The sequence below is a fragment of the Sphingobium sp. CFD-1 genome, from assembly GCF_024611115.1.
Taxonomy (GTDB): domain Bacteria; phylum Pseudomonadota; class Alphaproteobacteria; order Sphingomonadales; family Sphingomonadaceae; genus Sphingobium; species Sphingobium baderi_A.
The window spans coordinates 913,809-934,361 of record NZ_CP084398.1 but is presented as its reverse complement, the minus strand read 5'-3'; the positions used below and the strand labels follow the sequence as shown (position 1 = coordinate 934,361).

At 57.9% G+C, this 20,553-nt stretch carries 30 protein-coding genes; 9 read left to right on the top strand and 21 right to left on the bottom strand.

The genetic code is table 11. From position 1 onward, the window contains the following. The first annotated feature begins 122 nt into the window (after nucleotides 1-122). A complete protein-coding gene (locus LDB26_RS04795; protein WP_062064415.1) occupies nucleotides 123-350 on the top strand; it encodes a helix-turn-helix domain-containing protein in 228 nt (75 codons plus the stop codon). 209 nt (nucleotides 351-559) lie between these two features. Here the strand turns inward: LDB26_RS04795 and LDB26_RS04790 are convergent, their stop codons facing one another. The 5 genes from LDB26_RS04790 to LDB26_RS04770 all read right to left on the bottom strand — a co-directional run bounded on the left by LDB26_RS04790 (nucleotide 560) and on the right by LDB26_RS04770 (nucleotide 3,237). After that, nucleotides 560-784, bottom strand: coding sequence for a hypothetical protein (locus tag LDB26_RS04790; RefSeq protein ID WP_062064413.1), 225 nt, complete (start codon nucleotides 782-784; stop codon nucleotides 560-562). Between the two features lie 36 nt (nucleotides 785-820). Continuing rightward, complete coding sequence (locus tag LDB26_RS04785; RefSeq protein ID WP_062064411.1) at nucleotides 821-1,492, bottom strand: DNA methyltransferase; 672 nt, start codon at nucleotides 1,490-1,492, stop codon at nucleotides 821-823. Nucleotides 1,493-1,772: 280 nt separating this feature from the next. Continuing rightward, nucleotides 1,773-2,165: a hypothetical protein gene (locus LDB26_RS04780; RefSeq protein WP_062064409.1), complete on the bottom strand. Its 393-nt coding sequence runs from the start codon at nucleotides 2,163-2,165 to the stop codon at nucleotides 1,773-1,775. A 167-nt stretch (nucleotides 2,166-2,332) separates the two neighbouring features. Beyond that, the gene (locus tag LDB26_RS04775) at nucleotides 2,333-2,650 is read right to left on the bottom strand and encodes a DUF736 domain-containing protein (RefSeq protein WP_062064407.1); all 318 of its coding nucleotides are present in this window, start codon (nucleotides 2,648-2,650) and stop codon (nucleotides 2,333-2,335) included. 347 nt (nucleotides 2,651-2,997) lie between these two features. Beyond that, nucleotides 2,998-3,237 (bottom strand): DUF6429 family protein, encoded by a 240-nt coding sequence (locus tag LDB26_RS04770; protein ID WP_062068658.1) that lies wholly within the window; start codon nucleotides 3,235-3,237, stop codon nucleotides 2,998-3,000. Between the two features lie 198 nt (nucleotides 3,238-3,435). On the opposite strand from LDB26_RS04770, the gene LDB26_RS04765 reads away from it, so the two are divergent. The 4 genes from LDB26_RS04765 to LDB26_RS04750 all read left to right on the top strand — a co-directional run bounded on the left by LDB26_RS04765 (nucleotide 3,436) and on the right by LDB26_RS04750 (nucleotide 6,323). Next, nucleotides 3,436-3,681: a hypothetical protein gene (locus LDB26_RS04765; RefSeq protein ID WP_139181290.1), complete on the top strand. Its 246-nt coding sequence runs from the start codon at nucleotides 3,436-3,438 to the stop codon at nucleotides 3,679-3,681. Nucleotides 3,682-3,797: 116 nt separating this feature from the next. Next, complete coding sequence (locus LDB26_RS04760) at nucleotides 3,798-4,088, top strand: DUF1778 domain-containing protein (protein ID WP_062064405.1); 291 nt, start codon at nucleotides 3,798-3,800, stop codon at nucleotides 4,086-4,088. A gap of 3 nt (nucleotides 4,089-4,091) precedes the next feature. Then, complete coding sequence (locus LDB26_RS04755; protein ID WP_062064403.1) at nucleotides 4,092-4,601, top strand: GNAT family N-acetyltransferase; 510 nt, start codon at nucleotides 4,092-4,094, stop codon at nucleotides 4,599-4,601. 39 nt (nucleotides 4,602-4,640) lie between these two features. Further along, nucleotides 4,641-6,323 (top strand): recombinase family protein, encoded by a 1,683-nt coding sequence (locus LDB26_RS04750; protein WP_082635171.1) that lies wholly within the window; start codon nucleotides 4,641-4,643, stop codon nucleotides 6,321-6,323. Between the two features lie 184 nt (nucleotides 6,324-6,507). Here the strand turns inward: LDB26_RS04750 and LDB26_RS04745 are convergent, their stop codons facing one another. The 7 genes from LDB26_RS04745 to LDB26_RS04715 all read right to left on the bottom strand — a co-directional run bounded on the left by LDB26_RS04745 (nucleotide 6,508) and on the right by LDB26_RS04715 (nucleotide 12,289). Next, a complete protein-coding gene (locus LDB26_RS04745; protein WP_257540750.1) occupies nucleotides 6,508-7,041 on the bottom strand; it encodes a hypothetical protein in 534 nt (177 codons plus the stop codon). 69 nt (nucleotides 7,042-7,110) lie between these two features. Next, the gene (locus tag LDB26_RS04740; RefSeq protein WP_373886189.1) at nucleotides 7,111-7,533 is read right to left on the bottom strand and encodes a hypothetical protein; all 423 of its coding nucleotides are present in this window, start codon (nucleotides 7,531-7,533) and stop codon (nucleotides 7,111-7,113) included. 8 nt (nucleotides 7,534-7,541) lie between these two features. Further along, nucleotides 7,542-8,216, bottom strand: a complete 675-nt coding sequence (locus LDB26_RS04735; RefSeq protein ID WP_257540746.1) for a hypothetical protein — start codon at nucleotides 8,214-8,216, stop codon at nucleotides 7,542-7,544. A 3-nt stretch (nucleotides 8,217-8,219) separates the two neighbouring features. Beyond that, the gene (locus LDB26_RS04730) at nucleotides 8,220-9,584 is read right to left on the bottom strand and encodes a hypothetical protein (RefSeq protein WP_257540744.1); all 1,365 of its coding nucleotides are present in this window, start codon (nucleotides 9,582-9,584) and stop codon (nucleotides 8,220-8,222) included. Next, the gene (locus tag LDB26_RS04725; RefSeq protein ID WP_257540741.1) at nucleotides 9,581-10,378 is read right to left on the bottom strand and encodes a hypothetical protein; all 798 of its coding nucleotides are present in this window, start codon (nucleotides 10,376-10,378) and stop codon (nucleotides 9,581-9,583) included. Before LDB26_RS04725 ends, LDB26_RS04730 begins: the two co-directional genes overlap by 4 nt. Continuing rightward, the gene (locus LDB26_RS04720; protein ID WP_257540739.1) at nucleotides 10,378-11,832 is read right to left on the bottom strand and encodes a hypothetical protein; all 1,455 of its coding nucleotides are present in this window, start codon (nucleotides 11,830-11,832) and stop codon (nucleotides 10,378-10,380) included. Before LDB26_RS04720 ends, LDB26_RS04725 begins: the two co-directional genes overlap by 1 nt. A gap of 130 nt (nucleotides 11,833-11,962) precedes the next feature. After that, nucleotides 11,963-12,289: an excalibur calcium-binding domain-containing protein gene (locus tag LDB26_RS04715; RefSeq protein ID WP_257541979.1), complete on the bottom strand. Its 327-nt coding sequence runs from the start codon at nucleotides 12,287-12,289 to the stop codon at nucleotides 11,963-11,965. Nucleotides 12,290-12,556: 267 nt separating this feature from the next. On the opposite strand from LDB26_RS04715, the gene LDB26_RS04710 reads away from it, so the two are divergent. From LDB26_RS04710 to LDB26_RS04700, 3 genes are all read left to right on the top strand, one after another. Beyond that, on the top strand, nucleotides 12,557-13,177 hold the full coding sequence (locus tag LDB26_RS04710; protein ID WP_257540737.1) for a hypothetical protein: 621 nt from the start codon (nucleotides 12,557-12,559) through the stop codon (nucleotides 13,175-13,177). Between the two features lie 90 nt (nucleotides 13,178-13,267). Next, on the top strand, nucleotides 13,268-13,468 hold the full coding sequence (locus LDB26_RS04705; RefSeq protein ID WP_257540734.1) for a DUF5818 domain-containing protein: 201 nt from the start codon (nucleotides 13,268-13,270) through the stop codon (nucleotides 13,466-13,468). Then, nucleotides 13,465-13,638, top strand: coding sequence for a hypothetical protein (locus tag LDB26_RS04700; RefSeq protein ID WP_257540732.1), 174 nt, complete (start codon nucleotides 13,465-13,467; stop codon nucleotides 13,636-13,638). Before LDB26_RS04705 ends, LDB26_RS04700 begins: the two co-directional genes overlap by 4 nt. Before the next feature lie 18 nt (nucleotides 13,639-13,656). On the opposite strand, the gene LDB26_RS04695 is transcribed toward LDB26_RS04700, so the two are convergent. From LDB26_RS04695 to LDB26_RS04680, 4 genes are all read right to left on the bottom strand, one after another. Further along, a complete protein-coding gene (locus LDB26_RS04695) occupies nucleotides 13,657-14,004 on the bottom strand; it encodes a thermonuclease family protein (protein WP_373886166.1) in 348 nt (115 codons plus the stop codon). Between the two features lie 173 nt (nucleotides 14,005-14,177). Further along, complete coding sequence (locus LDB26_RS04690; RefSeq protein WP_257540730.1) at nucleotides 14,178-14,777, bottom strand: SOS response-associated peptidase; 600 nt, start codon at nucleotides 14,775-14,777, stop codon at nucleotides 14,178-14,180. A gap of 9 nt (nucleotides 14,778-14,786) precedes the next feature. Next, a complete protein-coding gene (locus LDB26_RS04685) occupies nucleotides 14,787-15,149 on the bottom strand; it encodes a hypothetical protein (protein ID WP_257540728.1) in 363 nt (120 codons plus the stop codon). 331 nt (nucleotides 15,150-15,480) lie between these two features. Further along, the gene (locus tag LDB26_RS04680; RefSeq protein WP_257540726.1) at nucleotides 15,481-15,672 is read right to left on the bottom strand and encodes a hypothetical protein; all 192 of its coding nucleotides are present in this window, start codon (nucleotides 15,670-15,672) and stop codon (nucleotides 15,481-15,483) included. Between the two features lie 200 nt (nucleotides 15,673-15,872). Between LDB26_RS04680 and LDB26_RS04675 the strand changes: the two genes are divergently transcribed. Next, nucleotides 15,873-16,055 (top strand): hypothetical protein, encoded by a 183-nt coding sequence (locus tag LDB26_RS04675; protein WP_257540724.1) that lies wholly within the window; start codon nucleotides 15,873-15,875, stop codon nucleotides 16,053-16,055. Nucleotides 16,056-16,124: 69 nt separating this feature from the next. Here the strand turns inward: LDB26_RS04675 and LDB26_RS04670 are convergent, their stop codons facing one another. The 5 genes from LDB26_RS04670 to LDB26_RS04650 form a co-directional block, all read right to left on the bottom strand. Next, the gene (locus LDB26_RS04670) at nucleotides 16,125-16,430 is read right to left on the bottom strand and encodes a hypothetical protein (protein WP_257540721.1); all 306 of its coding nucleotides are present in this window, start codon (nucleotides 16,428-16,430) and stop codon (nucleotides 16,125-16,127) included. A gap of 84 nt (nucleotides 16,431-16,514) precedes the next feature. Further along, on the bottom strand, nucleotides 16,515-17,690 hold the full coding sequence (locus tag LDB26_RS04665; RefSeq protein WP_257540719.1) for a site-specific integrase: 1,176 nt from the start codon (nucleotides 17,688-17,690) through the stop codon (nucleotides 16,515-16,517). Nucleotides 17,691-17,956: 266 nt separating this feature from the next. Further along, nucleotides 17,957-19,297: a virulence-associated E family protein gene (locus LDB26_RS04660; RefSeq protein WP_257540717.1), complete on the bottom strand. Its 1,341-nt coding sequence runs from the start codon at nucleotides 19,295-19,297 to the stop codon at nucleotides 17,957-17,959. Between the two features lie 364 nt (nucleotides 19,298-19,661). After that, nucleotides 19,662-20,060, bottom strand: a complete 399-nt coding sequence (locus LDB26_RS04655) for a hypothetical protein (protein ID WP_257540715.1) — start codon at nucleotides 20,058-20,060, stop codon at nucleotides 19,662-19,664. 70 nt (nucleotides 20,061-20,130) lie between these two features. After that, nucleotides 20,131-20,475, bottom strand: a complete 345-nt coding sequence (locus LDB26_RS04650) for a hypothetical protein (protein ID WP_257540713.1) — start codon at nucleotides 20,473-20,475, stop codon at nucleotides 20,131-20,133. Between the last annotated feature and the right edge of the window lie 78 nt (nucleotides 20,476-20,553).

Here is a 20,553-nt window from a genome sequence, read left to right as displayed (position 1 = left end):
CGCCGGATACGCGCGTGTCACGCATCATCAGATGCATCTTCTGCCAGCCGGGACTGCGGGTTCCCGTCGATACACCTTATATGGGATAAACCGGATGAGTTGTATCGTCCAGCTTTGCGGCCATGGACATGCGCCGCCTCGTAGGATTGAACTTTGTCAGGCTCAGAAAGGACAAAGGCTTGACCCAGGAGCGCCTGGCCGAAATGTCCGGCTTTACCCAACAGTATATCAGTGATCTGGAAAGAGGACGCCGCAATCCATCTGTTGTGACCTTGTTCCATCTGGCTTCGGCCCTGAACGTCACCCCTGCCGATCTTGTTGCTGAAATCGAGCCGCCCGCGGCCGAGTAGCTTCACAGACGTTGAGCACGAGCCGGGCCATGCCCGGCGACCGCGAAAAATCCGGCCGCATGGACCTGCGGGACATGCGGCCGGATTTCGCGGCTGCGCTGATCGCACATGGCGTGGGAGTGGCGGCCTGCGGCGAACCGTGACTTTCGATCGGTGCCGTCGCCAGCCATGCCCGCCCCCTGTGAGCCGGGCATGGCCTGGGGATGGCTTCATTCAAGCCAGAATTGCGTCGGACTGATTGCGTAAAGACGCCTGCTATCGTCGCCCGGACGAATCCAGTATTCGTAGGTCGTCCATCCCGGTTCGATCCCGTGTCGCCGCGCCCCTTCGATGGTCTCGCCGGTATGTCCAGTGCGATAGTAAGTCACCCCTTCCGGCGTGGTGATGGTCTTGGGCATCCGCTCGGGGCGGAAGGTTCTGATGATATCCGTCATGATCTTGCCTCCGGCTTGTGGGGAGAGATGGGCGACCTATGCGGCCGCCCGGTGATGGCGCTGCGAGGCAAGCCGCCTGCGCGCGGTGTGATAGTGGCCGTTGTCCAGTTCGATGCCGGTCCAGTCGCGGCCTAGCTGCTGCGCTGCCGCCAGGGTTGAACCGCTGCCGCTGAACGGGTCCAGCACAAGGTCGCCCGGCTGCGTGAACGCCTCGATCAACGGCACCAGCGCCTCAATCGGCTTCTGGGTGGGGTGCAGACGGTTGCCGGTATAGGGGAAGTCCAGCACATCGGGGATAGGCCGCGCCGGACGGATGGGATTGCCCTTAGCCAGCAAATAAGCCTGTTCATGTTCATAGCGAAGGAAACGGGCCGATGATGCATAACGCTTGCGAAAAACAAGGTGTCCGACAACACGGAAGCCCGCCGCCTTCCATGCGTCCATGAAAAGGTCGATCTTGTTCCAGCCATAGAAAGAGACGCAAAAGCCTCCGTCCTTCAAGACGCGGTGCATCTCGGCAAAGGCCGGGCGGAGCCAGCGGCCGTTATCGTCGTTCGCCACCTTGCGGCCCTGGCGGTCCCGGTAGCGGGTCACATAGGGCGGATCGGTCAGGATGAAATCCACCGTGCCGTCATCAAAGCTGCGCATCACGTCGATGCAATCGCCGTTGAAGATCACATTGCGGGGAGCCTGTGCATTGCTGGTCATGTCTCAAATCCTCTGGGTCTGAAGTTCAGCGAAGCGGAACGCCGCGCCTGAACTTCTGCCCGTCGGCGAGACCAGGGTAGCAACTGGCAAGGGCGGCCGGGGTGGAGGGGAATCACCCGCCTGCACAAGGCTTGCCGCGGAAGGTGGGGATACCGCCCCGGACGGTTCCACTTCCCTTGACCGGCGCGAGGACGGAGTCCTTAGCAACGATCGCGCCGCCCTGGCGGCGCAGGACGACACGCCGGCCATGCCGGCACACTCAATGTTCAGAAGATGAATTTCAGGCTGCGAGGCGTGCGACTGGCGTGCTGATAGTCCGCGCCGACAGGATGCGCAGCGACTTCACCGCGCAATCGAGCGAACTGGCCAGTCCGCTTTTACCCGATGAAAAGCCGGTGCCCTCGAACAGACCGATCAGACGATGCTCGTCTTCGGAGAGATGCGTGCCCTTACCGACGGCGATCCGCCTGCCGGATACCGCTTCGGCCAGAGTCAGGAAGCTGTCGAACACGGGCGCCAGCATATCGTGACCATCGCGGGACAACAGCGAGAACAGACCGGGTTGGACCGGCTGCCGATTGTCCCACGCTTCCCGCCAGCAACGCGCCGCGGCGATCAGCATCGCGGGCACGATGCCCGCATCATGCGATGGCGGCAAGAAATGGCGGGTCATCGTCGGTCCTTTCGGTTTTGCCCCTCGCTCTCTTTTTGAGAATTGTTCGCAGCGGTAGCGGCAACTCATGACTGGCACAAGACAGCGCGGCTGATTGTATCGCCCCTGGCGCCCGACCGGGCGTCCGAAGGAAGCGCCCCGCCATTGCTGGCGGGGCATGGCGCTGGTCAGCGGGACCAGAGCAGGATGTATTCGCCGGGGTGCTCGTTGCTCTCGACCAGGCTTGCGTAGAGCGGCGCAGGGAAACAGGGATCGTCGATCTTGACCGAAAGGTAGTCGCGCTCGTTGCGGCTGGTCTTGATCCAGGCGGCGCCGACCTCGACCTCGATGTGATCCGCGTTGGCGAAGGTCAGCCGGTAGTCGGGCGCCCGGTCGCTATCCTTCTCCACGGGCACGAACCTCGCGCGGGTGTTGAGTGTGAGGGTGGCGACCTTGCCCTCGATGACGCCGTCCTTGCCCCTGGTGAAAGTGCCGATGGTGCTCATGATGATACTCCGTTCGCTTGTCCGGGCCGCGCCCATCGCGGCCTCGTGGCGATCGGGGATCGGGGACGTTCGGCAGCGCACCGCTGCCCGGAGTTCCGGGCTTGCGGCCCGTGGACGGCCAAAGGACCACTTTTTTGTTTCGCGCTGCAAAGCCGAAGGCGGCGGAAAAAAGTGGTCCGGCGCCGTTGCGCCGACAGGCGGACCCGATCAGATCCAGCCATGAGGAAGGCCGTGAGGGTCGGCCAGGCAGGCAGGACAGAGGACAATGATGCGCCCGGCGTTTCATCGCAGGGCGAGACGGGTCGGTAGCAATGGTCGGTTACGCCCTCAATGTCACCGTGACGGAATCAGCGCGGGGAGAACAGCTCGAAGAACAGGCGCTCGGCCTCGGCCATGCCTTCATCGGTCAGCCAGACGGACTTCGCCTTGCGCACCGGATCGGAAATTAGCCCGCGTTCATGCAGCCGATTCATCGCGCTCCAGTCGAAACCCTTCCAGGCCGTGCCGGTGGCGTCGAGATTGAGCCACAACAGAGCAAGCACCGCCTCGTCGATTCTGCCGGTATCGATCTCTGTCCGCGAATCCATGGACCGAAGGATAGCAAACCGGGAGATATGGCGCATCCGCGATCCCGCCGTCAGCACGTATCTCTGCTACGCTTCGCTTCGCTATTTCCGCCTCGCGCCGCCGTGCGCCGAATCCCACCACCGCCGCCATGGTCCGGCAGACGTTTGTGAAATGGCGATTTTGCTGGATTCCCGCGGGACGTGCGGCAGCTTGGGTGCATGGTACTCTCTCGAAAACGCCGCCGTCGCGCTCCCCGAGGCTGGTCGCAAGGGCTGGAAGACCTGCACGATTACTACATGCAGCCGCCGCCGACGCGCGCGTCAAAGCGCGGCAACACCGCCAACGCGCCGATCATCGTCACCGACGACTGGCCCGAGCAGGTTCCCATCGGCGATGCCGAACTGCGCGTCATCGAAGGCGGCTTGCGCGAGGAACTGGACGCGCTGTTCGGGACGCTGCCGTGATGCAAATCGGGTCTCGCGTCCTGCGTCTTTGCGCTCGGGTGATACGGCCGGCAAACCCTGGTGATATTGACCGGCACGGTATTATGCCGTACATCTTTCTCCAAAGGAGATCAGCTATGTCGGCCCTTCAAAAACGCCGGAAACCGGAGCGCGAGATGAAGCGCGAACGGATCGAACTGCGCGTCAGCGCATCGGCCAAAGACCTGATTCAGCAGGCGACGGCCGTCACCGGCCTGACGGCAGGAGACCTCGCCTATGAAGGCGCGCGTCGCGTGCTCGACGAGCATCAACGCCTGGTGCTGTCCGGCGCGGATCGGGATGCCTTCTTCGAGGCGCTGATGAATCCGCCGGAGCCGTCCGAGCGGCTGATCGCCGCCATGCGCCGTCATCGCGATCTTGTGGGCTGACGATTGGCGATCGTCTTCGAAGCCCTCGGCAAGCACCATGATCGGTCGCGCTTCTCTTGCGGGCAGGCCGATCTGGATGGCTGGTTCCGGCGACGCGCCGGTCAGGATGACCGCCGTCACGTCGCGCGCGTCTTCGTCGCCACGGATTCGGAGATGGGCATTGTCGGTTTTTACAGCCTGAGCGCCTTCAAGCTGGAGCTGGGCGAGCTTCCTGACGAAATCGCCCGCAAGCTGCCGCGCTATGAAAGTGGTTATCCAGCGGCGCTGATCGGACGCCTTGCGCGGGACGTTCGGATGCGCGGCAAGGGCTTCGGTGAAGTCCTGGCGGTGGATGCGATCCGGCGCATTCTCGGCGCCGCCGAGACGCTGGCGGTGCTGGCCATTGTCGTCGATGCCAAGGATGAACGCGCGGCGGCCTTTTACGAGGGACTTGGCTTTACGCCTTTCCCGCGGCAGCCGAACCGGCTGTTCCTGCTGGCGTCGTCGGCGGTGCGGGGACTGGAGAAGATGTAATCGCGGTCGTGGGCCGCTGGTTGATGAAAGGATGTTGTCATGGCGACTGTCGCTCACGCCGAAACCGAAACGCCGCCGCTCGTGGCCACGGCCCGCGCCGCGCTCTACCTGCGCGTTTCCACCCCACGTCAGGCGGAGCATGATCTGTCGATTCCCGACCAGCGCCGCCAGCTTGAGGGCTATTGCCTCTCGAAAGGCTGGGAGGTCGCGGCCGAGTTCGTCGAGCCGGGCAACACGGCTACCGACGATCGTCGCCCATCGTTCCAGGCGATGATCGACGCGGCGATGGAAAAGCCTCCCGCGTTCGACGTGATCGTCGTCCATAGCTTCTCGCGCTTCTTCCGCGACCAGTTCCAGTTCGAGTTCTACGTCCGCAAGCTGGCGAAGAATGGTGTGCAGCTTGTCTCGATCACGCAGGTTCTCGGCGATGATCCGGCGAGCGAGATGATGCGCAGGATCATGACGCTGTTCGACGAATATCAGTCGAAGGAAACCGCCAAGCATACGCTGCGCGCGATGAACGAGAATGCGAGGCAGGGTTTCTGGAACGGCGCCCGCCCGCCGATCGGCTACCGCGTGGTCGAAGCCGAGAGGCGCGGCGCGAAGATCAAGAAGAAGCTGGAAATCGACCCGATCCATGCCGAGACCGTGCGCCGGATTTTCCGTCTGGCGCTGGAAGGCGTCGATGGACGCGGGCCGATCGGGGTCATGGCGATCGCCTGCTGGCTCAATGAGAACAATATCCGCACCCGCTATGGCGGGCGCTGGGGCAAGGGCATGGTGCATCAGGTGCTCACCCGGACGACTTATATCGGCCAGCACCGCTTCAATACCTATGATGCAAAGAAAGGGCGTCGGAAGCCCGAGGCCGAGCACGCGATCATGGAGACGCCGCCGATCGTCACGGTGGCAGAGTTCGAGGCCGTGCAGCGCTCCTTGAAGGCGCGCAGCCCGAAGATGATGCCGCCGCGTGCAGTGGGCGGCACGACGCTATTGACGGGCATCTGCTTCTGCGCGTGCTGCGGGGCCGCGATGACATTGCGCACCGGCACCAGCCGGAGCGGGCTGGAATATCGCTATTACACCTGCGCCACCAAGGCCACGAAAGGGAAGACCGGATGCCCAGGCGTGTCTCTCCCGATGGACCAGTTGAACGAGGCGGTGATCGAGCATCTCGAAAAGCGCCTGCTCGATCCTGCGCGGCTTGAGGTGTTGATGGACCAGCTTATCGCGCGGCGGGAGGAATGGGTGACCGAACGCCGCCAGCACGTCGCCGAGATGGAACGGCGGGCGACCGAGGCCGAAACCAAACTCTCCCGGCTCTACGAGGCGATCGAGAATGGACTGGTCGATATGGGCGATCCGTCGCTCAAGGGGCGCATCGCGGAACTGACCGCCATCCGCGACCAGGCGAGAGGCGATGCCGAGCGCGCGGTCGCGCACATCGAGCGGATCAGCCCGGAGATCACGGTCGAAAGCCTTCATGCCTTCGCGTTGGCTGCGAAGCGGAAGCTCCGGTATGATGATGGTTCCTATGCCCGAAATCATGTGCGGGCCGTGGCTCAGCGTGTCGAAGTCCATAGCAAGACGGACGTGCGAATCCTTGGCACCCGCACCGAATTGCTGCGGACCCTCACCGCCGCCTCTGGCGTAGAGGCGGCGGTGCTAGGGACTCGCGGTTTTGGACCGAAATGGTGCCGCTTACGTGACTCGAACACGTGACCCTCGCATTACGAAGGCCTCTGACGCATTTCTGAAATAGTCAGGTTTTCTGACAAATTTTGGGTGAAACCGGGAGGTAATTCCGCCTTATCCCACGGCAGACCCAAACGCAGCAGAAATCCGGTTTGGGCAGCTTCCTAGTGAAGGCACTTTGGTAGGAAGCGATGTCGAAATTCGACCTGCGCTATACCTGCGGCTCCGGCTGTAATGCGCCGAACAAGCGATGCAATACCGCGTCGAGCGTGGCAAGCCTCTCAAACTTCCTTCGTGGGACAACACGGTGCCCAGGTCGCTCAAACTTCACCCCGTCGGCATTCCCCTTAGTGTGTTTCACTGCCGCAAAATCGCTAATATCAGGCAAGGGGTGCCCCGGCAGGCCGCCGAACCAGAGAAAGGAGTCCATGTCCAACGCTGGTGTAACCACTATCCAAATGACGCAGCCGCTTGGCTTCTGAAGCAGCTTCAGGCTGACACTTGTGCGAGCAGCCTTACCATCAACCATGACCGATTTGAACTGAATGTGCCTTGTAACCTTGCCTCGGCTCATCACCAAGTCGTAACCGCCCGCGTCAAATTCAGATCGCAGAACTTCCACATCGGTTATGCCGCGCTGCCAAAGCCGCCGAAGCACCTCCCCAACAAACACATGCTCCACGATCCGTTCACGCAAAACCGAATGGATGTACTGCTGACTGGCGATGGCCGTCAGATCATCCATCCGATTTTTCCACCGTATCTGTGCATATAATTCGGCATGGACAATGCGATGGTAGTTTGCACAGACGCATCAACATCGGTGGCTTAACCAGTACCGAGGCCATTTCAACACGGCCCCCGATTCCACCATACGACACGACAAATCTCCAACTGTTGGAGAAACACACCATGCCGCTGTCCGATTGCCGCCAGCTCCTCCTACCGAGTTACACCGCATGGTTGGTCCGCGAATCAATACGTGCCCTTCAGGGGCTACGCCAACCGGCCTCCCAAGCAAGCCAACAAGAACATCGCGGGCTGCTGCTGCCGATGCTCTCGGACAAGGCTGGTTAGATCGGCACGTACCATCACTTTCTCGCGCCGCGATCCCGGATAGGCGCAATCGAGGCCCCTCCGCGCACCAAACAGGACCGTCTCCATCCCACACCCGCGTAGGAGTACAGCGAAAAGTCTGACCAGACGGAACAACGCTAACCGAAGCGGCAATAAGCAGAAAAAGGCTCAATGCCGTATCCTCAGGTAAAAAATCTGACCGGCGGCATCTCGGGCGTCTACCATCCGCGTGGTTTCGCGAAATTCGATCGTATATCGACAGTCAGGATACTTCTTTAAAACTCGTGAAAATGTCTGCGTGAACTGCCGAAAGCTCAAGCTTTGAACTTGGCTATAACTCAAATCCACTTCAGATAAGAGGGTGATTAGCTGTGGGGTGGCACCTGTGAAACTGATGGAATTTCCAGAGCCAACTGCCGACGCGAGAGTCTTCGCCCGTCTCTCTCCACCAGCAGATTCGAGTAGGCATGATGGCTTCCCACTGCCCTTCTCAAGTTTCGCCAATCGAGAAAGCGCGTCAGATGTGCCCTTGGCGCCGCCGGATCGATCAATCGCAGCGACCATAGCTTCCACGTCCTTTGCGGAAGAGTCTTTACCCAATACCTGACTCAATCCCTTAAGCCGAACGGGCGCGAGCCTGCTGAGTTCATCAGTCAGCTCGGTCAAATTCGATACGCCGGCCATCTCGATTGCTTGATCGACTTGCTTACGATCGTAAGCTTCCGCATTCGCCTTCCTCGTGACCTGATAAACGACAAAGACAAACAAGCCGAAAAATATGACCTGAACGAGAAAATCGACCAACGTCAGCAGAAAGACGTTATCACTGCCTTTTCGTTGCACAGCTTAGCTTCCGGCTATCACATTTAAGGTGAGTTCATCCGCGTTTGCAGGCACTGCGTTTACAGGCGCTGCCTTTTGCTCAGCGGCCAGAAAGAACCTTTGTGCCGAAAGCTCGATCGATTCCGCTGCCTCAGAAAGCGAATCTTTCAATCCGCCGGTTGAAACAATTAGAGCGGCGTTAAGATTTTCGAGATTGGCATAGAGTTCCGCGACTCTCTCCCGCATCAATTCGAGACCGGCTGTGGACTCTGAGGCGCCCGATTCCAAAGCGGCAAGAGATTGAGCCGCCGCCCTCACACGATCAGCGATGGACGATACGCCGTCCAAGCCTGCGGCAATTTCGCCCAGTCCCGCACTTATTTCAACAGATCGTTTCTCGACGCTTTGAAGTGCCGTAAAAGCGGAAGAAGACTTGTCGGACATACCGGTGATCGAGGCAGATGCCACATCCGCACACATCGCCAGTTCGCGTGTTTTTGCTATTCCAGCTGTGAGCGCTTCATCAAACTTTGCAACAGTCCCGTCGACCTTACCAAGCCTCTCAAGGTTTGCAGCAGCAGCGGTTGCATGTTGATTGACGGCACCAAGAGAGCCAGCAAATTCACCGACACTCCCAGCTCCTGCACGGGTTGAGGTTTGCAATTGCTCCAGCCCATTGGAAAGCGAAGCTACTGTTTTTATCATTGATGTGACGCTTTTCCGGAGTTCGTCACGCTCCCCCCCAAAAGTCACGTCTGTAACAGCACCACGGAGGTCTGCGAGCGCAAGCTTGGCTTCTTCAGCCATTGCGCCAACCGCAAGGCCAAATGCCTTTGTTGCCTCCTCAATAGAGTTTTTCGTTTGGCTCTCAACGCGCGCAGCGAATGATGAGGATTTTTCAATTAGAGTTTGTGCGAAACTTGCGAACTCGGCGGAAGCCATCGAAACATTAGTCACCAGTTGACGTGACTCCTCGATGTACTTGTTCATTATCTCCGCCAATTCCTCCTGGTCCAGGAGCTTAGCAGACGCTGTAAGATGCACTCGCGCCCAGACGGCATAACCAGTTGCTAGAAGCCCAAGACCAAATTGAAATGCGACTACAGCAAAGTCGCCCCCAAAGCCGTTAATCGATAAGTCTAAGGTAGTGGCCCCCAACGCCCCAACCGTCACTAGGAAGCCGTAATAATAGACGCTATCTATTGCTGCTGGCCCCAGCCCGTCTCCCGCCTTCGGCCGGAGGTAAAACAAGTGATACCAGATCAACGGCCCCAATGCCGCGCAGAATGACAGCAGCGAAGGGATAGGGAAAAAAACGCCTCCCATCAGGGCCAAGGCGGAAATCGCCATGCACCGAGTCAGGACACGAGCATAGTTGAATTCGGTCACTTTACTCGTGCTCCCCCTGGCAAATATTTGGTTTCAAGACCGGCATGTGGCCCCGAATTGTCGCCGAAAAACCACATCCAAAATCTGTCTCTGCACGCGACCGCTGCTTTCCCTAAACCTTCCCGTGGAATGATATTGAGTTGGATCGACGTGTTTTTGAAGGTAGGCCGCTCTACAGCACCAGCACGCTTTTCTCGAAAATTTCCAATAACATCCTCATCAGAAAGGCAACCATAAATAGAAGTATTTTCACTATTTTGCATCAAATCTGAAAATATTATCAGCTTATTGGATTTTGCGTCCAGAAACTTGCTCACTGATAGATCAATCACTGCTTCAGCGATCGGCGACATTTCAGAAATAGATGCTTTTCTATTTAACGCCTTTTCAAGAGGATTTTGGAATTTATCTTTATAGAATCTTTGAATAGCGCGCCTATTTTCATAGAGGTCATTTCCATCTTTTTGAGGAGTGCATGCCTCAAATACAGGAGTAAGCCCGGTCCGGCTCGCTTGAGAAATCTCGAATATCGAGACCAACTCATTCGTCTTAGCACCATCATTAACATAACCGCTGATTCGACTTAGTATCTCGTCAATGGTTTGTTTTGGAGTGTCGTCACTTCGATCAAGAATTATTGCAGTTTTATCGACGATAGGTGAAATACAATTTCGCTCATCAGGCTTTGGCTTATTACTGAGGCGATAATTGCCGGCAAAAGCGACCGCCATTAATACGACGACCCCTACAATTATCCACAACCCCTGCTGATCTTTTTTGGACAAATTTTTCATTACTTTTGTGCAGGCATAATTTGAATGTCTTGCTGGACAAGCTGTTGAGCTTCTTTACGCACTGCCTCCACAAACTTTTCGTATGTGTCCGAAAGGATCTGAGAAGCACGCTCCTGAAGCAGCTTGAGCTTTTCATTTAGAGCGTCGCGGTACGTACCCTGCAACGTTTCCACCTCTGCCAACGCTTGACGAAGTTCAACGTGTGCATTCTCAGCCGAATTGGCATTGATTTTCGCGGCCAAATCCGGCTTCCGCGCAAAATACTCCGGCGGTTCAGTTCCTCGCACGGCGAGATTGGCATGGCGGTAGCTATCTAAGACCAAGTGATGATCGCGTTCAATTGCTTCCGCCCGCGATACCAACCCCTGCTGCGCGTGCGACACATCGGCTATCCGTCGGGATAGCAATGCAATCTGGGTTCCGGGCTGAGCCGCCAACCCCTGCACGCGACTCCGATGGGAGAAAAGCGAATCCTTGAGTTTCTGCTTAATGCGTTCTTGGGCCTGCTCTTCGTTCATTTTGGCAGCCTTCAGCCTGCGATCACGGTCGCTATAGCCAGGATAGGGATCGTCTGAAGTATAGCCTTTCCAAAAGGCAATCCCACTCAAGATAATTCCCGACATAAATAGGAGAAAGCTAGAGAAATCACCGAAATGAAAGTCGAATACGAATATTCCAGCAGCTTCTTCCCATGCAGAACGAAAAGCTACTGCCATTTCACCAGTATCACTAGGGTCGATGACGCTCTCATAGGCTGAACGAAAAGCAGAGAATAAGGCATTACAAAATACAGTGAGCAAAAAGAATATCGGCAAACATGCCCATCCAAAATATTTTTGAACGGGGTCCGCAAGATTCTTACGCCTAAATAAAGTACCTAGTATTGCGGCTGAACCCATGTTGACGGAAGCAACAGCAGCAGCAACAATAAATCCGCCTATTAGGCCGTTATTATTCTGATAGAAGAACGCGTTTACTAAAGTCTCTATAAATACAAAAGCAACAATCAAGGACCAGTGCCAGATTTGGCTTTCAGGATAGCGAGGCGAATCCGTGATGCTGTTAGCTGCGCGAAAGCCGCGCCATTCAACCTCGGCGGTTATCCGACTAGCCGTCGCTTGAACGAGTGAATTTCGATCGTTAGACAAATCCGCCTCGACCTGAGAATCGAGCGTGTCATCGGTCAAGGCCTGATCGATTTCAGAACGAAGTTCAATGACCTTCCCGGTGGCCTCGTGCGCTACGCGCATAGCTTCGGTTATAGAAGTGTCAAAAAGCAATTGCTCGTTCGCAATCAGCGATTCGGCCTGTGACTTGAGGGTGATCTCATGGTTGTCCGGATGCGCCGCATTGGTAGCCGGACGATGCTTGGTCGCCTCTTTTTGACCGTGCCCACGGTATTCTTCGATCCGCAACGATAATTGCCCCGCATAGGCGGAAATCGTCTGCATCATGCCCCCCAAGATTGCAGATAAACGTAAACTGAGAACGGTTTAAGTCTATCTGCCTCCAACCGCAACCCGTCGGAACAGAGCTTTTCTCTGGCGATTGTCCACTTTTCTTGAGCTAAGGGAGAACCGGTTGCTAGCGCCCACGATACGGCTCACAGGCAATCCCATCGTTATCTCGGTCCAAATGTGATCCATATCCTGGCTGCCCTCGATACAGCGGCGCTGCTCCAGCGGCCCTCGCCTGAGAACAGGTGCGATATGACCAGTCCGAACCTTCCACCGATGCTGACAAAGATTGGGGTGTCGAAAAGGCTTCGTCGGTCGCCAACCCGCTCGGCCGCTGTGAAGCCAATGCAGCGGGACTGATAGCTGCCTGACTATCCAAAGGATCGTTCGGCGCTCTGCTTTGATCAGAGGCCGATGACGGCAACGGTGCTTCTGGGGCGCGCTTGCTTTCCATGCCACCGACCAAGCCTAATATCACCGCGCCCCCAAAAACAAGACCAGAGAGCCGACTGACTCCAAGCTTATTCGATCTGTAGCGGCGAGGCTTCCTGGGCATCATGCTCTACTTCTTGAATTTCGCGAGTAATGAGAGCCTTTCCCTTATCCCGTCAAGGTTCTCGCTATGACGAGCCTGATTTTCTCGAACAGATATAGACCGTTAACCCTCACTGTGCTTTGAAGCCACCGGGGTCGCAAAAGCGAAATTTCATTTGGGGGTTACATGATTCGAGCATTGATTTGCGCGGCTGCGTTGACCGCGCCTGTTGCCGCGTTTGCACAAAATCCAGTCACTATCGCCGCACCAGTCGATGGCAATGTACTGCGCGCTGGCGTCAAGGTGCCCGTCCGCACCCTTCAGGAACTGACGACGAAGAAGAAGGCGCTGAAGGCTGGCGACCGGATCAACGTCGAGGTCGCTGAGGCTGTCATGTCCGGCACAAACGTCATCATCCCGGCTGGCACGCCCGGCATGGCGGAGATCACCACCGTCCGGAACAAGGGCATGTGGGGGAAGTCGGGCTATATTGAAGGCCGGGTTCTTTATCTTCGCCTTGGTGGCCGACAGGTCCGCCTCACCGGCACGTTCAATGACAAGGGCGTTACTGGAACGGCCGGTGTGGTAGGGGCAATCGCATTCGTCCCCGTCGCTGGTTTCTTTACCACTGGCACCAGCGCATTGATCCCGAATGGCACCATCCTGCCCGCCTTCCTCGACGAAGATTTGGCTTTTACGGTGGCCCCTACACCAGCCGTAGAGCCGATCCGGGCAACGATTGCTGCACCGGCCGAAACCAAGCCTGTCGCGATGGTTGATCCTTCGCTTGAGGTGAAGGTGAAGTAATAGCCGTCCAGCATGGCAACGGCTTTGCCCCGCTTCCATAAACCGGAGCGGGGCTTTGTATCGATTTCGTAATGATCAAAGGCAGGAAATATGCACCGCCCGACACGCCATGAACTGGAGGGCATTCTGCTGGAGAACGGCATTTATCCTATCCTGCGTATGCCCGGTGGCGGCGAGTGGCGACTGGAAATCCTGAAGCGTCACAGACATCTAGTTGGCACTCGGGTCAAAGTGATTGGCACCCGCAGCGGATTTGACCTGCTGGCTGTTGATCGTATCGAACCAGCGTGACCCGCGATCAGGAACTATGGGGCATGGCCTCGATGATGCTGCGTCAACATGGCGAGCTTGCCCCATTGAAGGTTGCTGAGCGTATAGGCGAATTGGCTGCCGTGGGCGAAATGGGCGGCGTCACCCTTTGGCGAGAGGTTGCCCAGCGGCTGGATGCACTAATGGCCTAAGCCCACCGGGCCTGACCCTCAGCACCACGGCTCCCGCTTGCCTGTCCAGGTCCGGGCTAACCCCTCGTTTACCAGCACGTCTCCGAGCGATTGCCCGCCACGGGTCAAGACGCGCAGCTTTCTTCCATATTTGTCGGCATCCCGATCCAGCGTGGTTACGGCGAACGGCCCTGCATTGACCAACTCTTGCAGGCGATGGGTCGCCCGCGTGCCAAGGTCAGCTTCGAGCGCGCAGCGGGACGGATGGGTTTCCGGAGCGTCTATATCAGCGACGCGGATCTTTTGGCCATCGAGCCAGATGGTATCGCCATCCACCACGCAGTTGGTGCCGCCGCCTGTATGACAAAGCGTGAAGGTGCGAGACACCTCGTCCCTAGCGGTAGCGCGATCAGGGACCGACAGAGATGCAACTCCCCCAGCGACAGCAAGGATTGCGAGGCTCGCCAGCAGGACAGGCGAACGTGACGCCTTTTTGCGACGGCGGAATTTGACAACGTTAGACATCGCAGCGGCTTAGGGCTGAAGCGTCCGTGGGTAAATCACCCATTCCCAATCGCCATCAGCTGGCTGGGATAGGCGCAGGCTAGTGATAGTGCATCGTCAACGTCAGCGTGCAACCAGCGGTCGTAATCTTCCGGGTGGAGGATGACGGGGCAAGCCTTGGGATGGATCGCCCCCACGGCATGGGCTGCAGGATCACCCTCATAGCCACAGGTGAGGAAGGAATAGACGGGCACACCCTCGGTGGGTCGCCATATGCCCGCAAAGGCAAAGATCGGCTGGCTGGGGACACGGAACCAGAAGGGCTTTTTCTTCCCAGTGTCGGGCATCGGCTCGACTGACCATTCCTGAAATTCGGTGACGGGCACAAGACAGCGCCGGGAGGGGTTCGTCAGTGCCGATTTCCAGAAAGGGCTGCTGTAGTTGCGGACGTTGGTGACGGGCCTGCCCTGAAAGGGAAAGCCCCAGCTCATAGCAGACAAGATGCGCTGATTGTCCTGCTCCCGCACGACATAGCCCGGCTTGCCGGGGGCAACATAATCCTTCTCCACCGCGATCTGAGCGGCCGGATCAGGGTGGGCACCGAACAGGCGCGCAATCTCTTCCGCGCTGCTCCGGGCCTTATAGAGATTGCACATGATGCCCCTCTAGTTGAGCTTCGTTCGACTCACCCCCAGCATATCCAGCAATTGGTCGCCTGTCGTGTCGTTGCCGTTCTGCAGGATAGCCGCAAAGCCGCCGATCAGCTTGCCGAAATGCTCGCCCGCCATCCGAATGTCGCGCGGCGTCTTGATGCTCTCGTCTGCCGTGATCAGCATGGCCACCCCCATGGCGAGCGCCTCAGCCAACATCGGCATGGCGATCGAAGCATGTGCCTCCTTCACCTCGCGTGAACCCATGGCATAAGTGACAGCCTGAATCGCTACCTGAGCGCAGACATGGCGATATTCGCCGGGCGAGAGATTGTCGGGAATGTCGAAAAGTTCTTCGGGCACCGCTTTGTAGCTCATTGTCCTATCCTCTGAATCGGCTCACCGCTCGTTTCCATTCCCGCTCATCAGGAAGCGGAAAGCAATGGCGCGGTGGCTTGTTGCTTGTCTCTATGATGACCGGGCGCACCTTCCGGCCGTGTCGCTGCGAACAGGCCTTGCAGTAAAAGCGCCGCCGGGCATCCCTGAAATCATCGCTCCAGCCCTTCCGCTCGAATTTCCACCACAGGCCATGGGCCTCGAACAATCCTTCCTGTCGGCATCGGCATTGAACCCGGACAGAATAGTGCCACGCAGCTGCCTCAAAGATGCAGGTTGCCACCCTCAGGCCATCCCGATAGCGGGCCATGGGTCACAACAATGCGCCCTGCTCAACCGGCTGAAAATAGCGGGCTGCGGCAACGGCATTACGATAGTGGATGGTCTGAAGGCGCTCGGCTTCATCAAACGGCACCGGGGTCCATTCTTCCGACGGATAAACCGTATCGTAAATCGCTCGGGCGGCGCTGCGGAGCGGCGTTTGCTGGGGGGTCTGCTTCGTCATCGCAGAATCACCTTTCCTACATGAGAACAAATGTGGAACATGCCTCACGGGAAAGGAGTCGGCAATGGTCATTATCGACGGTGCATTCTTAGTCGGGGTCGCGGCGGTCCTGACAAGCATGGCGACGCTATGGCGCACGGCGCGAGGGGAACCTTGGCGCGAACCGATCGCTTCTCCGCGACAAATTGGAGAACAGCAGCATGAAAAACCTGATCGGAACGGCAGTGGGCGCGGCGATTGATCGGCGCGACGGCGACAGCGGCATCAAAGGAGGCATCCTGGGCTATTTCGCGTCCGGGGCCATCAAGACGGTGGCGAAGCTGGGCATCCTTGCCGCCATTGGCGCGGGCGCTGTTGGACTGGTGAAGCGCGCCAACAGGTAAAAAAAAAGCGGTGTAATAAGTCCCCGCCTATGCGCCAGCCACGAGGCCAGAACATAGGCGGGGAAAGATTCAGGCAGGCAGGCTGTAGATGCCATCCGCATCCTTGCGCCACCGGCACGCAAATGGCGTGTCGCCCTTCAAAACGATCGCGATATGGCGGGGATTGAAACCCAACCTTTTGAGCGCGCCGATAATCGCGGGTCCGGTATTCAACCCTTCCATAATGCACGCTTCGATGAGCATGATCGCCTTCTCGTGCATGTTTCCTTCTGACCCATAGCCGTCCAACAAGCGTTGCAGCCGCTCCATCGGATCGGTCGGCACAGCGATCTTGATATTGGCCACAGATCGCGGCGGCGGTGATTGATCGGTCATGATGATCTCCAAAAAATGATAGCGGAAGGCCGTCGCCCGCCCACACACCAGCCGCAAGGCAGCGCATGAGCGGGGATCGGATCGTCAACGCAGGGCGGGACTGCCCCGCATTTTCTTCGCCCCGGCCTCGACGGCGGCTAGGAGCGTGTCGTGGGCCAGATGTGAATAGCGCATCGTGCTTTTGTGATCGGCATGCCCCAGCACCCTGCCCACCGCGAACAAATCGATGCCCGCGTTGATCATGAAACTGGCGGCGCTGTGGCGAAGGTCATGAATCCGCAAATCCGGCAGAACCGCTTCTTTCCGCGCTGTCTGCCAAGCATGCTTGACGGTGACGAACGGCTTCTTGGTATCCGGGTTGGGCAGGACATAGGGACAGTTGTTGAACCGAGGCACCTGCGCCAGAATATCCCGCGCTGCTTGGGAAAGCGGCACGTGACGCGCCTTCCCCGTTTTCGACATGGGGATCAGCCACACCCCCCGATCAAGGTCAACGTGCTGCCATTGTGCCTGGAGCAGTTCGGACACCCGCGCCCCGGTCAGGAGCAATAGGCCGACGATATGCTTCAGTTGCGGGTTCATCGAAGCTTCCGCAGCGCTCATCAACCGCTTGACCTCTGCGGCATTAAGGAAGCGTTCGCGGGCGTTCTGGAAGGGTTTGCGCGGGATGCCCCTTACGGGATTCTTGTCGCCGCCGGGAATGCCCCACTGCTTCGCCAGTTCGAAGGACCGGCCGAAGATCATGCGAATTTTCTCGACTGTGGCGGGAGCAAGGCCTTCCTGCCCCTTCTCCGCTAGCCATTTCGCCACGTCCTGTTGCTTGATGCTGGTCAGCTTCGCCTTGCCCCACCGGGGAATAATGTGCCGGCGCATGTAGCCATCGATGGTGGTAAAGCTGCGGGCATGAAGCTTGGCATGCTCGAGATGTTGTTCAGCCAGCACCGAATAAAGCGGTACGGCCCTTTTTTCATCGCGCTCCCCCGCAGGGTCGCCGCCGAGAACGACTAGCGAACGAAGGTGCTGCGCTTCCTTGCGGACCTGATCCACCGTGATGTCACCGTAGGCAGCAATCCTTTTCGCCCTCTGCACTCCGTCGGCGTCCTTATATCGGAGCCAGAATGTCTTTCCACCAGATGGCCGCGTTTCAAGAACGAAGCCCGTGATGGCGGAGTCATAATAATCCATGTGGCCGCGCGCCTTCAGGCATTCTGCGTCACGGCAGAAAGCGGCATCCAGTTTGTAGGTCTTTTTCGCTCGCATATTCGTTCCAATCAATGTTTGACGATCCAAGCGGCTCGCACAGCGCCGCCACGGTCGGTTGAAGGGTGAGGGTGCCGGACGCCCGGCGCGGGCCTCCTGGCTTTGGCAAAATGGCTGGTTGGCAAGAGCGCGCCCCTGGAGGGACACACTGCTGGAGCATCCAAGTCGCCGGTGGTGGGGGGAGGGGAGCAACGAACCGAACTTTCGGAGGCATCGGTGCCGCCTGCGGGTCCGATCCACCTTCCCTCCCGATCGCCCAGGAATTATTAGAAAATGGGCTTGCGGTTGGGTCGATCCGCTACGTCCGGCGGAGGATGGTGGATGCCTCCTTCATCAAGGAACGGGACGCGCCATTTCTCTCTGCCCTTGATCCTTTTCGGCTCCCCGAACAGTCTGCGGAGGATCGTTCCCGCTTCTCTGGCTTGTGCATTTGTGGGCCGTTCAATGCCGATCGCAATGAGGACGCCGGATGCCGTGAATGCACCTGCTTTCTCCCCATCGGCCTCAGTGTCGATCGCATTCATCATGAGGTCTTCGACCACACTGGCCATGCGGTGCTGCTGATTTTCCTTTTCCAGCGCCCGTTCAAGGACGCTATCCAGCCACCACTCCGCCCCGCTTTCGAGTTCAACGGCAAGCTGCGCGAAGACCTGCTGCATGTCGATGTCATGCATGTAGTTGATGGCCTTGCACCGGATGGTCCACCAGCGGGTGTTGCCGGTGGGATCGACAAGGAAGTTGGCTTCATTGACGCTCGCCATGAACACTGTCCGACGAGCATATTCAGCTTCACGCCGCGCATAAGGCCTGCGTATCTTGTCCTTGTCGGCGGTGATGAAGCCCTTCAGGCGAGCGATATCCTTCTTGAACGCGGAATCGACTTCACCCAGTTCCACGATGGTGTGGCGGATCGCACCGAGCACCGAATCCTTGTTGCTGGGGTCGAGGTGATGATCCACCTTGATGGCGGAATCACGCAGCAGGGGATCGCTGACAATGCGGCGCAACCAACTCGTTTTGCCGATCCCTTGGGCACCCTGAAGCGTCAAGACACCCCGGCCGTGGAAGCCGCCTGGCAACAGGACCGCCGCGACGACGCTGAGTAGCCACTTGCGAATCAGCTCATCACGGAGAGGCACAGGATAGTCATCGGCAACCTCGATCGTGGCACAAATGTCATCGATCCGCTCGACACCATCCCATGCCTTGCCGCGTATCCAATCCGCAAAGGGATGGTAGGCGTTTTCGTCGGCAATGGCGTCCATATACATCGCCACATTCGCGGTCGACATACCATAGCTTGTGGCCAAGCTCATGACCTGAGCAAGCGAGGTTTCGGCCATGTTGTCGATCGTTCCCTTATGGCTTGGGATACGAACTTCGACCTCCTTCTTCATCATATTATATTTGACGTCTATACCATGACCATCAAGCATGGCTCTCACATTGGCGATAGTGCAGGGAATGAAGCCATCCTTAATCTGCTCGTCTGGAAATGTGAGAACTTTACGCGGCTCAACCTTGGTTGTTTCTTCAAGTGGTTCATTATTCAATGATTGGCGCTGTGCTGCATTGAGCTTTGGCGCTGACTTCTTGACTTCATTCATGCGGAACTCCTGACTTTGAGAGTTCACCGAAACGAGAGGACCTCCCGTCAGGCGATCAAGCGTAGTCAGTCCAGGAACAGGCGATGAAGCACGACAAATGGCCCCGACAAAGCAGGGCTACAGCCGATTATAGCAAGGGAATGGGATAAGGCCCGGCACACTATAAGATACACTTCTTCCGTCAGTTCACTTGGACTGGACCGGAACCCGCTTGGGTGTCGAAGAAGTAGTATGCACTAGGCCCGATGACGATGCCGGTTGTGCTGAAAGCTCACCGCCACAAAGCAGGCGGCAGATAGGTCAGCAGAACACAGACATCAAGAGGGCAGATCAATTTTTCCGCCCCCGGCCGCGAAAGTTGCGTTCACTGCCCCCCTCCCCCCACCTCCCGGCGGCATGCGTCCCGCAGCTCCGGCCAGACGCTCCCCGGCCCGTCCTGCACCAGCAGGACAAAGGCAAAGCCATCATTGCCGACGCAGAAGATCAGCTCGAACCAGCCGCCGTGGTCATGCAGAATATCCCAGCGCGGGATGAAGCCGGGCGAGCCGTGGCGGACGCCTTCGACCTCCAGTGGGCTGAAGCCGATTTCCTTCTGCACCATGGTTTCCGTGTCGCACGGTTCGATCACCAGCAGATGTGTCAGGTCCGCCAGCCCGTCATCGAAGATTTGATCAATGCGCTTGCGCAGCAGCCCCTTGAGGTCGGCCTGCCAAGGAAGGGTCAAGGCGTGGCGCAGCGATGGGCGGTCATAGAAAGAAAGCATGTTGATCTCCTGAAGGCAAAAAAAAATAGCGCCCCGAAGGACGCCGCTTGCGATTGATGATGTTGGTAGGTCAGGTGTGTTCGCGGCAGAGGGCCAACAGCCTTGAATCAATGCCTTCCTGAGCAGGGATGAGGATGATATGGCCTGCGCCATCGTCCGTGAGCACGAAGCATAGCTCCCAACCGCCTGGGTGTTTCTCAATCCACTCCCAAGAGGGCGTGAAATCTGGTTCGCCATAGCGGAGTCCATCAACAAGATTGACGGTGGGGTCAGGTTGGACGTCTTCCGGTCGGTCTCCCGGCTCCACGATGATGAAGGTGGCAAGATCGCTGTATTCGCCCAGCTGATCCAGCCGGGCATTCCGCACATCCGCCAAAACGCCGTGATAGGCGTCAGCATGTTGAACAATGATCATAGCATGTATCCTTTATGGATAGAAAAAAGGCCCCCACGGAGCATGTCCGCAGGGGCCGAATCTTAGTTGACTATCTTC

Coding starts and splice junctions, on each gene's coding strand:
- LDB26_RS04795 (WP_062064415.1), top strand. CDS start 123: ATGGACATGCGCCGCCTCGTAGGATTGAACTTTGTCAGGCTCAGAAAG.
- LDB26_RS04790 (WP_062064413.1), bottom strand. CDS start 784: ATGACGGATATCATCAGAACCTTCCGCCCCGAGCGGATGCCCAAGACC.
- LDB26_RS04785 (WP_062064411.1), bottom strand. CDS start 1,492: ATGACCAGCAATGCACAGGCTCCCCGCAATGTGATCTTCAACGGCGAT.
- LDB26_RS04780 (WP_062064409.1), bottom strand. CDS start 2,165: ATGACCCGCCATTTCTTGCCGCCATCGCATGATGCGGGCATCGTGCCC.
- LDB26_RS04775 (WP_062064407.1), bottom strand. CDS start 2,650: ATGAGCACCATCGGCACTTTCACCAGGGGCAAGGACGGCGTCATCGAG.
- LDB26_RS04770 (WP_062068658.1), bottom strand. CDS start 3,237: ATGGATTCGCGGACAGAGATCGATACCGGCAGAATCGACGAGGCGGTG.
- LDB26_RS04765 (WP_139181290.1), top strand. CDS start 3,436: ATGGTACTCTCTCGAAAACGCCGCCGTCGCGCTCCCCGAGGCTGGTCG.
- LDB26_RS04760 (WP_062064405.1), top strand. CDS start 3,798: ATGTCGGCCCTTCAAAAACGCCGGAAACCGGAGCGCGAGATGAAGCGC.
- LDB26_RS04750 (WP_082635171.1), top strand. CDS start 4,641: ATGGCGACTGTCGCTCACGCCGAAACCGAAACGCCGCCGCTCGTGGCC.
- LDB26_RS04745 (WP_257540750.1), bottom strand. CDS start 7,041: ATGGATGATCTGACGGCCATCGCCAGTCAGCAGTACATCCATTCGGTT.
- LDB26_RS04725 (WP_257540741.1), bottom strand. CDS start 10,378: ATGAAAAATTTGTCCAAAAAAGATCAGCAGGGGTTGTGGATAATTGTA.
- LDB26_RS04720 (WP_257540739.1), bottom strand. CDS start 11,832: ATGATGCAGACGATTTCCGCCTATGCGGGGCAATTATCGTTGCGGATC.
- LDB26_RS04715 (WP_257541979.1), bottom strand. CDS start 12,289: ATGGAAAGCAAGCGCGCCCCAGAAGCACCGTTGCCGTCATCGGCCTCT.
- LDB26_RS04710 (WP_257540737.1), top strand. CDS start 12,557: ATGATTCGAGCATTGATTTGCGCGGCTGCGTTGACCGCGCCTGTTGCC.
- LDB26_RS04705 (WP_257540734.1), top strand. CDS start 13,268: ATGCACCGCCCGACACGCCATGAACTGGAGGGCATTCTGCTGGAGAAC.
- LDB26_RS04690 (WP_257540730.1), bottom strand. CDS start 14,777: ATGTGCAATCTCTATAAGGCCCGGAGCAGCGCGGAAGAGATTGCGCGC.
- LDB26_RS04685 (WP_257540728.1), bottom strand. CDS start 15,149: ATGAGCTACAAAGCGGTGCCCGAAGAACTTTTCGACATTCCCGACAAT.
- LDB26_RS04680 (WP_257540726.1), bottom strand. CDS start 15,672: ATGACGAAGCAGACCCCCCAGCAAACGCCGCTCCGCAGCGCCGCCCGA.
- LDB26_RS04675 (WP_257540724.1), top strand. CDS start 15,873: ATGAAAAACCTGATCGGAACGGCAGTGGGCGCGGCGATTGATCGGCGC.
- LDB26_RS04670 (WP_257540721.1), bottom strand. CDS start 16,430: ATGACCGATCAATCACCGCCGCCGCGATCTGTGGCCAATATCAAGATC.
- LDB26_RS04665 (WP_257540719.1), bottom strand. CDS start 17,690: ATGCGAGCGAAAAAGACCTACAAACTGGATGCCGCTTTCTGCCGTGAC.
- LDB26_RS04660 (WP_257540717.1), bottom strand. CDS start 19,297: ATGAATGAAGTCAAGAAGTCAGCGCCAAAGCTCAATGCAGCACAGCGC.
- LDB26_RS04655 (WP_257540715.1), bottom strand. CDS start 20,060: ATGCTTTCTTTCTATGACCGCCCATCGCTGCGCCACGCCTTGACCCTT.
- LDB26_RS04650 (WP_257540713.1), bottom strand. CDS start 20,475: ATGATCATTGTTCAACATGCTGACGCCTATCACGGCGTTTTGGCGGAT.